12 protein-coding genes are annotated in these 12,219 nt (G+C 68.2%); 7 read left to right on the top strand and 5 right to left on the bottom strand.

What is annotated here, in order from left to right; translation table 11 throughout:
• Positions 1–16: 16 nt before the first annotated feature.
• Together HFP15_RS29475 and HFP15_RS29470 are read left to right on the top strand one after the other, a co-directional pair.
• On the top strand, positions 17–1,081 hold the full coding sequence (locus HFP15_RS29475; protein WP_168520038.1) for an LLM class flavin-dependent oxidoreductase: 1,065 nt from the start codon (positions 17–19) through the stop codon (positions 1,079–1,081).
• A 10-nt stretch (positions 1,082–1,091) separates the two neighbouring features.
• The gene (locus tag HFP15_RS29470) at positions 1,092–2,417 is read left to right on the top strand and encodes an NtaA/DmoA family FMN-dependent monooxygenase (protein WP_168520037.1); all 1,326 of its coding nucleotides are present in this window, start codon (positions 1,092–1,094) and stop codon (positions 2,415–2,417) included.
• Here the strand turns inward: HFP15_RS29470 and HFP15_RS29465 are convergent, their stop codons facing one another.
• From HFP15_RS29465 to HFP15_RS29455, 3 genes are read right to left on the bottom strand one after another with little or no spacing between them, the layout of a single operon-like run.
• Positions 2,418–2,618: a hypothetical protein gene (locus tag HFP15_RS29465; protein ID WP_168520036.1), complete on the bottom strand. Its 201-nt coding sequence runs from the start codon at positions 2,616–2,618 to the stop codon at positions 2,418–2,420.
• 8 nt (positions 2,619–2,626) lie between these two features.
• A complete protein-coding gene (locus HFP15_RS29460; RefSeq protein ID WP_168520035.1) occupies positions 2,627–3,745 on the bottom strand; it encodes a fatty acid desaturase family protein in 1,119 nt (372 codons plus the stop codon).
• A 10-nt stretch (positions 3,746–3,755) separates the two neighbouring features.
• Complete coding sequence (locus HFP15_RS29455; RefSeq protein WP_168520034.1) at positions 3,756–4,799, bottom strand: ferredoxin reductase; 1,044 nt, start codon at positions 4,797–4,799, stop codon at positions 3,756–3,758.
• Between the two features lie 70 nt (positions 4,800–4,869).
• On the opposite strand from HFP15_RS29455, the gene HFP15_RS29450 reads away from it, so the two are divergent.
• The 4 genes from HFP15_RS29450 (at position 4,870) to HFP15_RS29435 (ending at position 8,399) form a co-directional block, all read left to right on the top strand.
• Positions 4,870–5,538 carry a TetR family transcriptional regulator gene (locus tag HFP15_RS29450; protein WP_376768904.1) on the top strand — a complete coding sequence of 223 codons (669 nt, stop codon included), beginning with the start codon at positions 4,870–4,872 and terminating at the stop codon, positions 5,536–5,538.
• Between the two features lie 79 nt (positions 5,539–5,617).
• Complete coding sequence (locus HFP15_RS29445; RefSeq protein WP_312871807.1) at positions 5,618–6,718, top strand: Re/Si-specific NAD(P)(+) transhydrogenase subunit alpha; 1,101 nt, start codon at positions 5,618–5,620, stop codon at positions 6,716–6,718.
• Positions 6,718–7,017, top strand: a complete 300-nt coding sequence (locus tag HFP15_RS29440) for an NAD(P) transhydrogenase subunit alpha part 2 (protein ID WP_168520031.1) — start codon at positions 6,718–6,720, stop codon at positions 7,015–7,017. Before HFP15_RS29445 ends, HFP15_RS29440 begins: the two co-directional genes overlap by 1 nt.
• The gene (locus HFP15_RS29435; protein ID WP_168520030.1) at positions 7,014–8,399 is read left to right on the top strand and encodes an NAD(P)(+) transhydrogenase (Re/Si-specific) subunit beta; all 1,386 of its coding nucleotides are present in this window, start codon (positions 7,014–7,016) and stop codon (positions 8,397–8,399) included. Before HFP15_RS29440 ends, HFP15_RS29435 begins: the two co-directional genes overlap by 4 nt.
• 70 nt (positions 8,400–8,469) lie before the next feature.
• Here the strand turns inward: HFP15_RS29435 and HFP15_RS29430 are convergent, their stop codons facing one another.
• Positions 8,470–9,129, bottom strand: coding sequence for a histone-like nucleoid-structuring protein Lsr2 (locus HFP15_RS29430; protein WP_312871806.1), 660 nt, complete (start codon positions 9,127–9,129; stop codon positions 8,470–8,472).
• 83 nt (positions 9,130–9,212) lie between these two features.
• Here HFP15_RS29430 and HFP15_RS29425 point away from each other — a divergent pair, with 83 nt between their 5' ends.
• A complete protein-coding gene (locus tag HFP15_RS29425; RefSeq protein ID WP_168520029.1) occupies positions 9,213–10,607 on the top strand; it encodes a dihydrolipoyl dehydrogenase family protein in 1,395 nt (464 codons plus the stop codon).
• On the opposite strand, the gene HFP15_RS29420 is transcribed toward HFP15_RS29425, so the two are convergent.
• On the bottom strand, positions 10,604–11,911 hold the full coding sequence (locus tag HFP15_RS29420; RefSeq protein ID WP_168520028.1) for a hypothetical protein: 1,308 nt from the start codon (positions 11,909–11,911) through the stop codon (positions 10,604–10,606). The two genes, HFP15_RS29425 and HFP15_RS29420, sit on opposite strands and share 4 nt — an antisense overlap.
• Positions 11,912–12,219 lie beyond the last annotated feature (308 nt).

Below are 12,219 nucleotides of genomic sequence, written 5' to 3'. Positions count from 1 at the left end.
CATCGCTGGTTCCGGCATGTCCGAAGGTCTGCATCTCGCCGCCGCACTCGACGGCGCCGGCTGGCATCCAGCCGCCTGGCGCGAACCGGAAGCACGGCCCGCGGAGCTGTTCACCGCGGGGTACTGGAAGGACCTGGCTCTCGAGGCCGAACGTGGGCTCCTCGACTTCGTGACCATCGAGGACTCGCTCGGCCCGCACACCGACCGCACGGATCGGGTGGAGGGGCGGCTGGACGCGGTGCTCATCGCGTCCCGGATCGCACCGCACACCCGGCATCTCGGGTTCGTCCCGACCGTCATCGCGACACACACCGAGCCGTTTCACATCTCCAAGGCGATCGCGACGCTGGACTACGTCAGCTCCGGGCGTGCGGGCGTGCGCGTGCGGGTTTCCGGCAGCCAAGCCGAAAACGATCACTTCGGCCGCCGCGACGTGCTCTCCCGCGAGGACCTGTTCGACGAGGCAGCCGACTACGTCGAGGTGGTGCGCAGGCTGTGGGACAGCTGGGAGGACGACGCCGAGATCCGCGACGTAGCCACCGGCCGCTTCGTCGACCGCGACAAGCTCCACTACATCGATTTCGAGGGGCGCTTCTTCAGCGTGAAGGGGCCCTCGATCACGCCGCGTCCGCCGCAGGGGCAGCCACCGGTCGCGGTGCTCGCGCACGTGCCCGTCGCCTACCGGCTCGCCGAACGCGGCTGTGACCTGGTGTTCGTCACCGAACGGAACGCGCCGGTCGACGGGCCGATCGTGTTCACCGATCTCGTGGTGTTCCTCGACGACACCGAGCGCGCGGCCGTGGACCGCAAGGCGCGGCTGGACGAGGTGGCGGGTGATGAGTACACCTCCGACGCCGAGATCTTCGCCGGCACCCCGGCGCAGCTCGCCGACCTGCTGACCGACTGGGGCACCCCCGGTTTCCGGCTGCGCCCCGGCACGATCCCGCACGACCTGACCGCCATCACCCGCGGCCTGGTGCCGGAACTGCAGCGGCGCGGGCTGTTCCGCCGCGAATACGAGGCGAGCACGCTTCGCGGCCTGCTCGGTCTGTCCCGGCCCGTCAATCGTTACGCCGCGTGAGGAGACGCAGATGACCAAGCAGATGCATCTCGCCGCGCACTTCCCGGGCGTCAACAACACCACGGTGTGGAGCGATCCCGGGGCGGGCAGCCACATCGAGTTCAGTTCGTTCGTCCACCTCGCGCGGATGGCCGAACGCGCCAAGTTCGACTTCTTCTTCCTCGCCGAGGGCCTGCGCCTGCGGGAACAGGGCGGGAAGATCTACGACCTGGACGTGGTCGGACGGCCCGACACCTTCACCGTGCTCGCCGCGCTGGCCGCGGTCACCGAACGGCTCGGGCTGACCGGCACGATCAACTCGACGTTCAACGAGCCGTACGAGGTGGCGCGGCAGTTCGCCAGCCTCGACCACCTCTCGGCGGGCCGCTCCGGCTGGAACGTGGTCACCTCGTGGGATGCCTTCACCGGCGAGAACTTCCGCCGCGGCGGCTACCTCGCCGAGGACCGGCGTTACGTGCGCGCCAAACGGTTCCTGGAGACCGCGACGGAGCTGTTCGACTCGTGGCGCGACGGGGATGTGCCGGCGGACAAGGCGTCCGGGCGCTTCCTGGCCCGTGCCGGCGCGGGTGCGTTCGAGCGGCACGACGAGCAGTTCGACATCCGCGGCCGGTTCACTGTGCCACGCGGCCCGCAGGGGCGGCCGGTGATCCTGCAGGCCGGGGATTCGGAGCAGGGCCGCGAGTTCGCGGCGGCGACCGCGGACGCGATCTTCACGCGGCACGGCACGAAGGAGGCCGGGCAGGCGTTCTACGCCGACGTCAAGCGGCGGCTGGCCGCCTACGGCAGGAAAACGGAGCAGCTGGTGGTGCTGCCCGCGGCGACGTTCGTGCTCGGCGACACCGACGCCGAGGCGGCCGAACTCGCGGATGTCGTGCGGCACCAGCAGGTCAGCGGGCAGACGGCGATCAAGTTCCTGGAGCAGGTGTGGAACCGGGACCTGTCGGCCTACGACCCGGACGGGCCGCTGCCCGAGGTGGACCCGGTCGTCGGTGAGAACACCGTCGCCCGTGGCCGGGCCAGCGTGCGGATGTACCGGGACCCGATCGCGACCGCCCGCGAATGGCGTGAACTGGCGGCGGCGAAGAACCTTTCGATCCGCGAAGTGGTGATCGAGAAGACCGGGCGGCAGAACTTCATCGGCTCGCCCGGCACGATCGCCGAGTCGATGATCGATCTCGTGAACTCACAGGCGTGCGACGGGTTCATCCTCGTCCCGCACGTGACGCCCGGCGGGCTGGATCCCTTCGCCGACAAGGTGGTCCCGCTGCTGCAGGAACGCGGTGCCTTCCGCACGGACTACACCGGGACCACGCTGCGGGACCACCTCGGCGTGTGACTACTCCTGGGACGTGTGGTCGGCCTCCGCGCGACGGCCCGCTTCGCGCATCTCGATGACCTCGGTGAGGAAATCGCCGGTCTCGCGGGCGATATCGCGCACGGCGCCGGTGATGATCGTCGCGATGTTGCCGATGTGCGTCGCCGCCGTCTCGGTCAGCACCTGCACCGTGTCCTTCTGCCGCTCGAACTGGCCAACCATTGCATCCCCTAAGCCGCTCGGAGTTCCGGGCTCACTGTAGTGGGCTCGGTCGGCTCCTGCTGCGAACCGCTGCCCGGTAACGCGAACTTCACGATCTTCTTCGCGACCGACCACAGCTGCTTGTGCAGCGGGCCGGTGTTGTAGGGCAGGCCGTACTTCTCGCACGCCGCCCGCACCTCGGCGGCGATCTGCGGGTAGCGGCGCGCGGGGATGTCCGGGAACAGGTGGTGCTCGATCTGGTGCGAGAGGTTGCCGGTGAGGATGTGGAACAGCTTGCCGCCGGTGATGTTCGCCGAACCGAGGATCTGGCGCAGGTACCAGTGCCCGCGCGTCTCGTTCTCGGTCTCCTCCTCGGTGAAGCTCTCGACGTCCGCGGGGAAGTGGCCGCAGAAGATGATCGAGAACGCCCACAGGTTGCGCACCAGGTTCGCCGAGGCGTTGCCCAGGAAGGTCAGTGGCGCGAGCGGTCCCGTCAGCAGCGGGAACAGCACATAGTCCTTCCCGACCTGCCGCGCCGCCTTTTTCACCATCTTGGCGCCGACCTCTTTGTTGTCGGACCATGTGCGCTCCCCGCGTACGATCCGGTCGAACTCCAGATCGTGCAGCATCACGCCCCACTGGAAGATGAATGCCAGCAGCGTCGCGTACACCGGGTTGCCGAGATAGTACGGATGCCATTTCTGCGCCGGGTCGATGCGCAGGATGCCGTACCCGATGTCCCGGTCCTTGTCGAGGATGTTGGTGTAGGTGTGGTGAATGTAGTTGTGCGAATGGCGCCAGTTCTCCGCAGGCGCCACCGTGTCCCATTCGAAACGCTGCGAGCTGAGCTCCGGGATGCGCGTCCAGTCGTACTGGCCGTGCATCACGTTGTGCCCGATCTCCATGTTGTCCAGGATCTTCGACAGCGACAGCGCGGCCACCCCGGCCAGCCACGCGGGCGGGAAGAACCCGGCGAACAACAGCCCGCGGCCGGCTATTTCCAGTCCGCGCTGGGTTTTGATGATGTTCTGGATGTACTCGACATCGGCCTCGCCGAGATCGGCCACGACGCGCTGCCTGATCTCGTCCATTTCGCGGCCGAATTCCTCGATCTGTTCCGGCGTGAGCCGGTCAGCCAAACCGGTCATGACAGAGCTCCTAACAGTTGATCTCGACGTCCCCTACCGGAACGGAGATGCACAGCTGGATTTCTTCGTTCTCTTCGCTCGACAGTTCGCCCGACATGGCGTTGCGAACCGTTCCGGCGTTCTTGACCTTCGTGCAGGAAAAGCAGATGCCCATGCGGCAGCCGTGTTCCGGGGTCAGGCCCGCGTCCTCGGCCTGTTCCAGCAGCGGCCGTCCGGAGTTGTCGATCTCCTTGCCGCTGTGCGCGAACCGGACCCGGCCGGTCGCGTTCGCGGTGTCGAAGGTCAGCTCCGGCGGGGTGAACTCTTCGGTGTGCAGTTGTTCACCCAACCCATCGGCCTCGTACACCGAACGCACCGAGTCCATCAGCGGCTTCGGTCCGCACACGTAGGTCTGCGCGGTGCGGTACCACGGTGCGACCGCTTCCAGGTGCGCACGCGAGAAGAAGCCTCGCAGGTCGCCGCCGTCGGCGTGGGTGTAGGCGAGCACCGTGTCCCGGTAAATCAGTTCCTCGCGGTAGAGCGCGTCCTCGGCGGTGTTCGCGTAGTGCACGAACGCCACCTCGCCCTGGTAGTTCTCGTCCGCCAGCGTGCGCAGCATCGAGAGCACGGGCGTGATCCCGCTGCCGCCGCTGATCAGGACCAGGCGGTCCGGGCGTGGCGTTGGCAACGTGAACCGGCCCTCCGGCTGCGACAGCCCGAGCACCATCCCGGGTTCCGCGTTCCGCCACAAGTGCCGTGACACGAGGCCGTCCGGGTCGGCCTTGATGGTCAGTTCCAGGCCGTCGCGGTGGTGCGAACCGGCCGGTGAATAGCAGCGGGTGCGCCGCACGCCGTCGATGTCGACGGACACCCGCACGTACTGGCCCGCCGTGAAACCGCGCCAGGCCCGGCTCGGGCGCAGCGTCAGCGTCACCGTGTCGGCCGTCTGCCTGCGCACATCCGTGACCACGCCACGGATTTCCCTGCGCACCAGCATCGGGTCGACCAGTTCCAGGTAGCGGTCCATGCCGTGCGGGGTGAGCAGCGCTTCCGCGATCGAGGCGAGTTTGCTCATCGCGTTACCTCCTACAGTGCACAACTGTACACTCAATGGTGGAGGTAGCCAGTGGGGCAGGCAACGTGAGGTGGGCTACACGGTGAACGCACCTAAGCTGATCGGTGTGACGGCGGAACCGGTGACGCGCCACGAGCGCAAGGAACGGACAAGGCGCGCGCTGCTCGACGCTGCGCTGAAACTGCTGGCGGACCGCAACTTCGCGAGCCTGTCGCTGCGCGAGGTGACCAAAGAGGCCGGTATCGTGCCCACCGCCTTCTACCGGCATTTCGCGTCGATGGAGGAACTGGGCGTCGCGCTCGTGAACGAGTCCGTGCGCACGCTGCGCGGCATGCTCCGCTCCGCGCGGGACGACCGCAGGCGCACCACCGACATCATCTCCGCCTCGGTGCGCACACTGTACGAACACGTGCGTGCACACGAAGACCATTTCCGGTTCCTGACCCGGGAGCGCTACGCCGGAGGGAGCGCGATTTCCCGCGCCATCGCGATCGAGCTCAAATTGTTCTCCAGCGACCTGGCCATCGACCTGGCACGGTTCGAATACCTGCGCGAATGGTCGGCGGAAGATCTGCACATGATGGCGGACCTGCTGGTCACGGCCATGCTCGGGACGGTCGTGGAGCTGCTCGAAGTGCGTTCCGGCGACGTCGAAACCGACAAGACGATCATCCGCATCGCGGAAAAACAGCTTCGGCTCGTCGTTCTGGGCGTACCGCACTGGCGCAGCCGGACTTGACTCCACTGGTGGGCTGGATCTTTCCTGACAAAACTGGGACGATCCGGCGGCATCGCTGGTGGAGCAGGAGGTTGACAGCGTGGATACCGAGCCGTTGACGGTCGGCGTCGTACGGGAGTCCGTTGCCGGGGAAAGACGCGTCGCGCTGGTGCCCAAACTGGTCGAACGCCTGGTCAAGCGCGGCCTGAAGGTCATCGTGGAGTCCGGGGCCGGCGAGGGCGCCTCGCTTGCCGACGAGGCGTTCGAGGAAGCGGGCGCGCAGGTCGGCAACGCCTGGGACGCGCGGATCGTGCTGAAAGTGGCCGCGCCGACCGAGGAGGAGGCCGCGCGCCTGCTGCCCGGCACCGTACTCATCGGTTTCCTCAAACCCTTGTCCGATGTGGACGCCATCGCCGCGCTCGACAAGGCAGGCATCACCGCGTTCGCCGTCGAGTCGATCCCGCGCATCACGCGCGCGCAGGCGATGGACGCCCTGTCCTCGCAGAGCAGCGTCGCCGGATACCGCGCGGTGCTGCTCGCTGCGCAGAAGCTGCCGCGGTTCTTCCCGATGCTCACCACGGCCGCGGGCACCGTGCCACCGGCCAAGGTGCTGGTGCTCGGCGTCGGTGTCGCCGGGCTGCAGGCGCTGGCCACCGCGAAACGGCTCGGCGCCCAGCCGACCGGCTACGACGTCCGCCCCGAGGTGGCCGACCAGGTGCGCTCGGTCGGCGCACAGTGGCTCGACCTCGGCATCGAGGCCGTCGGTGAGGGCGGCTACGCGCGCGAGCTGACCGAAGAGGAACGCGAAGAGCAGAAGCGCAGGCTGACCGAGGCGACCACGAAGTTCGACGTCGTCATCACCACGGCACTCGTGCCGGGGCGCCGGGCGCCGAAGCTGGTCACCGCCGAGGCCGTGCGCGGGATGCCGGCGGGCGGCGTGGTGGTGGACCTGGCCGGAGAGACGGGCGGCAACTGCGAGCTGACCCTGCCGGGCCTGGAGGTCGTCCATCACGACGTGACGATCTGTTCGCCGTTCAACCTCGCCGCCGAGATGCCGGGGCACGCCAGCGAGTTGTACGCGCGCAACCTCACCGAACTGGTCGAGCTGCTGGTGGACGCCGAGGGCAGGCTCGCCATCGACTTCACCGACGAGATCGTCGCCGGTGCGTGCGTCGCCGGGCGTGAGAAGGGAACAGCCTGATGCTGATCGGAAGCCTGGCGATCCTGGTGCTGGCCGGGTTCGTCGGATTCGCGGTGATCTCCAAGGTGCCCAACACCTTGCACACCCCGCTGATGTCGGGAACCAACGCGATCCACGGAATCGTGCTGCTCGGCGGGCTCATCGTGCTCGGCCTCGGCGCCGACGGGGTGCTGAACAAGGTGCTGCTGGTGATCGCGATCGCGTTCGGCACGATCAACGTCGTCGGCGGGTTCCTCGTCACCGACCGGATGCTCGCGATGTTCAAGGGCAAGAAGACCGAGAAAGAGGACGCCAAGTGACGAGTCTCATCGGCGTTCTCTACATCATCGCGTTCGCCCTTTTCATCTACGGCCTGATGGGCCTGACCGGTCCGCGCACCGCGGTACGCGGCAACTGGATCGCCGCGGTCGGCATGGGGATCGCGGTCGTCGCGACCCTGCTGACCCCGGGTATGAGCAACTGGCTGCTGATCGCGCTGGGTGTCGTGCTCGGCGCGCTCATCGGCGTGCCCGCCGCGCGCAAGGTGAAGATGACCGCGATGCCGCAGATGGTCGCGCTGTTCAACGGCGTCGGCGGCGGCGCGGTCGCGCTCATCGCGTGGGTCGAGTTCCGCACCAGCCACGGATACGCCGACGAGCCGCGCTACCTGGCGATCGCCTCGCTGTTCGCCGCGATCGTCGGCTCGATCTCGTTCTGGGGTTCGCTGATCGCCTTCGGCAAGCTCCAGGAAATCCTGCCGGGGCGGCCGATCACCCTGCGCAAGGCGCAGCAGCCGTTGAACATCGTTCTCCTGCTCGCCGCGGTCGGCTGTGCGATCGCGATCATCTCCGGTGCGGAGATCGAGTTGCTGATGATCCTGGTGCTCATCGCGGCGGCAGTACTCGGCCTGATGGTGGTGCTGCCGATCGGTGGTGCCGACATGCCCGTGGTGATCTCGTTGCTGAACGCGTTCACCGGCCTTTCCGCGGCGGCGATGGGTCTCGCGCTGCAGAACACGGCGCTCATCGTCGCGGGCATGATCGTCGGCGCGTCCGGTTCGATCCTGACCAACCTGATGGCCAAGGCGATGAACCGGTCCATTCCGGCGATCGTCGCCGGCGGCTTCGGCGGGACGACGGCGATCGCGGCCACCGGTACGAAGGAAGCCCGGCCGGTGCGCAGCACGGGCGCGGCCGACGCGGCGATCCAGATGGCCTACGCCAGCAAGGTGGTGGTCGTGCCGGGCTACGGTATGGCCGTCGCACAGGCGCAGCACGCCGTGCGGGAAATGGCGCAGTTGCTGGAGACCAAGGGAATCACGGTGAATTACGCGATTCACCCCGTGGCCGGCCGGATGCCGGGACATATGAACGTGCTGCTCGCCGAGGCCGATGTGCCCTATGAACAGCTCAAGGAAATGGACGAGATCAACTCGGAGTTCGCGCAGACCGATGTGGCGCTGGTGATCGGCGCCAATGACGTCACCAATCCCGCCGCGCGCAGCGATCCGAACTCGCCCATTTACGGAATGCCGATTCTGGACGTGACCGCGAGCCGATCCGTCATCGTGCTGAAACGCTCGATGAACTCCGGTTTCGCCGGGATCGACAACGATCTGTTCTACGATCCCAAGACGGCGATGCTCTTCGGTGACGCCAAAACGTCCGTCGGTGAAATCGTCGAAGAGTTGAAGACGCTCTGACCTGCCGGTTCCGGCACAAGAAAACCCCTCCTTCGCGATTACCGAAGGAGGGGTTCTTCTCGTTCGAGGGTCAGTTCTCGGCGGCGGAGAAGACGACCGGCGGCGCCTTGCGCGGGGTGCGACGGGAAGCCTTCTCGGCGGTGTTCGTCTTTTTCGCCGCGGCGGGCTTCTTCGCGGCGGCCTTGGTGCCGGTGGACTTCGCGGCCGTCGATTTCGCGGAAGTCTTCGCGGCCGGCGCGGATTTCGCGGAAGCCGTCTTCGCCGCCGCCGTGGATTTCGTCGTGCCGGTCTTCGGCGCCGCTTTCGCGGCAGCCGGTTTCGCGGCAGCCGGTTTGGCCGCGGTCTTCTTCACCGGGGCTTTTGCCTTGGTGGCGCTGGCTTTCGCGCTCGCGGCCTTGGGTGCCGCGGTTTTGCTGGCCGCCGCGGTCTTTGTGGTGGTGGCGCGTTTACGGACGGGCTTTTCTTCGGTTTTGGCTGCCTTCGCCGGTTTCGCGGCGGCGCGGCCACGACGCTTCGGGGTCGGCGGCGCGAGACGGCGCGGCTGGCGCTTGCGACCACCGGTGCGACGACCGTGCTCGACATAGGGCGCCAGGATCTCCCGCAGGCTTTCGGCGTTGTCGTCGGAGAGATCGATGTCGTAGTCGACACCGTCAAGGCGGAACCGGACCTGCTCCTGGGCCAGTTCGCCGTTCAGGTCGTCCAGTAGTTGCACCGCGGTGTTCTTGGCCACCGAAACCTCCCGTACTTGCAGATACTGCGGGCAGAATACCTTCCCGGGTTGCGTGCCGCGCCTGCCTGGTGTGCGCTGGCGTAATGACTGAAGAGGCTTATGACGTAGTGGTGATCGGCGGCGGCCCGGTCGGCGAGAACGCCGCCGATCGCGCGGTGCGAGGTGGGCTCAAAACCGCTCTGGTGGACCACGAACGTTTCGGCGGCGAGTGCTCGTACTGGGCGTGTATTCCGAGTAAAGCCTTACTGCGTCCGGGAAACGTGCTCGCCGCCGCGAGACGCGTGCCCGGGGTGGATGCCGCGCGGCCGCTCGACCCGGCCGCCGTGTTCGAGCGCCGCGACTCGTTCACGCACAACCTCGACGATTCGAGTCAGGTCAAATGGGCACAGGGCGCGGGAATCGAAACCGTACGCGGTCACGCGCGCATTACCGGTGAGCGAGAAGTCACTGTGGACGAAGACCGGGTGCTTCGTGCGGCGCACGCGGTCGTGGTGTGCAGCGGCAGCGTGCCGAAGACGCCGGGCATTCCCGGCCTTGCCGACGTGCCGACCTGGACTTCCCGCGACGCGACGTCGGCCAGCGAAGTTCCGCCACGGCTGGCCGTGCTCGGTGGTGGCGTGGTCGGGGTGGAGATGGCGCAGGCGTGGGCGCGGCTGGGCTCCGACGTGTGGCTGATCCTGACCGGTCCGCGGCCGCTGCCCAAGTACGCGGACTTCGCCGGCGACGCGGTCGCCGAGGGACTGCGTGCCGACGGCGTGCGGTTGCACGCGAACTCGGGATTGGTCGAGGCCACCGCTGCCGACGGTGCCGCGGTGCTCGAACTCAAGGGCGGCGAGACGCTCACCGTGGATCGTCTGCTCGTGGCCACCGGCCGCCGCCCGGCGACCGACGACCTCGGGCTCGAGGTGATCGGACTCGAACCCGGTTCGCCGCTCACCGTGGACGACACCGGCCGTGTGTCCGATGTGGACGGTGACTGGTTGTACGCGGCGGGTGACGTGACCGGCCGGGCGCCGCTGACGCACCAGGGCAAGTACGCGGCGCGCGCCGTCGGCGACGTGATCGCGGCCCGGGCCGCGGGCGGACAGGTCGAGGCCGCACCGTGGAGCGGTTTCACGAGCACGGCCGATCACCACGCCGTTCCGCAGGTGATCTTCACCGATCCCGAGGTGGCCTCGGTCGGGGTCGCGGGTCCGGTCGAGGGCGAACCGCATCGGGTCGTCGACATCGACATCGCGGTGGCGGGTTCGGCGCTGCACGCGGACGGCTACACGGGTAAGGCGCGGATGGTGGTGGACACCGAGCGCGAGGTGATCGTCGGTGTCACGTTCGTCGGCCAGGACGTCGCCGAACTACTGCATTCCGCGACGATCGCGATCGTCGGCGAGGTACCGCTGCGGCGCCTGTGGCACGCGGTGCCGGCGTTCCCGACCATCAGCGAGGTCTGGCTCCGCCTGCTGGAGACGTATGGGCTTTAGGTGATCTGCATGGCGGCGGCGGCGTGAGCGGTGCGCATCAGTCCGGGGTCGCTGCTGCTGGAGGCCTCGTCGAACCAGGCCACCAGCACCAGGCGCACCACGCCGCCCTGCACCGCACTCACGTAGGCCGCGCCGTCGAAATCCGGTTTGCGCGGCCATTTCCCGGTTTCGCTCGCGATGTCGGCGATCCCGCCGCCGCCGGGTTCGTCGGCGACCTTCTTGAATTCGCGGGCGGTCTCCTCGTTGGCGAACGTGATGACGGCGATCGCCACGGCGGCGGGCTTGCCGTCCGTCGTCGCCTCGTAGCTGCCGCGTTTGATGGCCACGCAGCCGGAGCGCTGCAGGCTGGCCTGCACGTCGCCGAACGCGTGCGAGGCGCATTCGGAGTCGGAGGCGGAGGCACGCTCGATGAACTGGATGCCGTTGACGACCTGGACGGCGGGCGTGTCCTGGTTCGCCGGGGCGGCCTGCTGATCGCCGCTGTCCCCGCCGGTGGTCGCCAGCACGATCGCGACCACGAGCAGCACGGCGAGCATGCCGATGGCGCCGAGCGGCAGCCAGCGGACCGTCTTCGACGGCCGGGCCGCGGTGGGGCGGACCGGCGCCGCGGCGATCACCTTGGGCACCGGCGTGGTGATCTCGATCGGTTTGGGCGGGGTGGCCTTCGGCGCTTGCGCGGGCACCTTCGGCAGCGTGACGGTCGGCGCGTCACGGCTGAAGCCCTCGGCCGCCAGCGTCTCGGCGGTGATCTCGGGGGCGTCGGGCGCGAGCAGCTTCAGTTGAGCGCGGGCTTCGTCGATCGTGCAAGGTTTCGGTGCGGAGGCGAGGGAGACGACCGCGGCGAGCATGCTGGTGGCGGTGGGGTGCAGGACCCGGACCATCCCGGCGGCGTCGGCGGCGGGCTGGTCGACCTGGTCCACGAACGGCCCGACCGCGAGGACGGTGCCGACCGGTACGCCCATCGGCTTGAGGTGTTTGCGCAACGACTCGGCGAGCGCGAGCTTGTGCGTCGCGGGGTTGACGGCCTTGTCGTCGGGTTTCACCGGCCAGCCGTCGGCCTTCCACGGACCGGTCAGCGGTGCCTCGAGCCGCATCACGGGTTCGGGCAGGTCCACCCCGAGCACGATCAGCACGCCGCGCGGCAGGACCAGGACGGCGTCGAAGGTGTGCGGGAACGGCAAGGGCCGCACGCCCGCGAGTGCGATCCCCCCGGCGACCTCGCTGCCCTTGCCCAGCGAGGCCACCGCGGCGCGAATGTCCTCGGCGACGCGGGACGGCTGTGGCGCCAAGCGCACGAGTCGCACCCGTACCTCCCCATGCCCGTTGTCCTGTGCGTTTCACACGCTAGCGCGCTCCCATCGCCGCCACCCTCTTCAGTGTGAAATTCACAAGCAAATCTAACGCTGAGTAGCCGCAAGCGGAGCCGAATGGGTGCTACCAGGGCACCCGAACCACCCAACAACGAGGGCGAAGCCGACCACACACCAGACCCCCACCCCGACGATCGTTCGCAGGACCGCCGCCCGGTCGCGCTCCGACCGACCGCCGCCCGCCCGACGGACCACCACCGCCCGAACGGAACCCGCCCGAACGCAACCCGACGACCCCCCCG

The sequence above is a fragment of the Amycolatopsis acididurans genome, assembly GCF_012328925.1.
Lineage (GTDB): Bacteria > Actinomycetota > Actinomycetes > Mycobacteriales > Pseudonocardiaceae > Amycolatopsis_E > Amycolatopsis_E acididurans.
The sequence above is the reverse complement of the archived record's forward strand: the minus strand, read 5'-3'. Positions and strand labels throughout refer to the sequence as shown.

Excerpts from the sequence above, each read along its gene's own strand:
- HFP15_RS29475 (WP_168520038.1), top strand. The coding sequence starts at position 17 with ATGTCCGAAGGTCTGCATCTCGCCGCCGCACTCGACGGCGCCGGCTGG.
- HFP15_RS29470 (WP_168520037.1), top strand. The coding sequence starts at position 1,092 with ATGACCAAGCAGATGCATCTCGCCGCGCACTTCCCGGGCGTCAACAAC.
- HFP15_RS29465 (WP_168520036.1), bottom strand. The coding sequence starts at position 2,618 with ATGGTTGGCCAGTTCGAGCGGCAGAAGGACACGGTGCAGGTGCTGACC.
- HFP15_RS29460 (WP_168520035.1), bottom strand. The coding sequence starts at position 3,745 with ATGACCGGTTTGGCTGACCGGCTCACGCCGGAACAGATCGAGGAATTC.
- HFP15_RS29455 (WP_168520034.1), bottom strand. The coding sequence starts at position 4,799 with ATGAGCAAACTCGCCTCGATCGCGGAAGCGCTGCTCACCCCGCACGGC.
- HFP15_RS29440 (WP_168520031.1), top strand. The coding sequence starts at position 6,718 with ATGCTGATCGGAAGCCTGGCGATCCTGGTGCTGGCCGGGTTCGTCGGA.
- HFP15_RS29425 (WP_168520029.1), top strand. The coding sequence starts at position 9,213 with ATGACTGAAGAGGCTTATGACGTAGTGGTGATCGGCGGCGGCCCGGTC.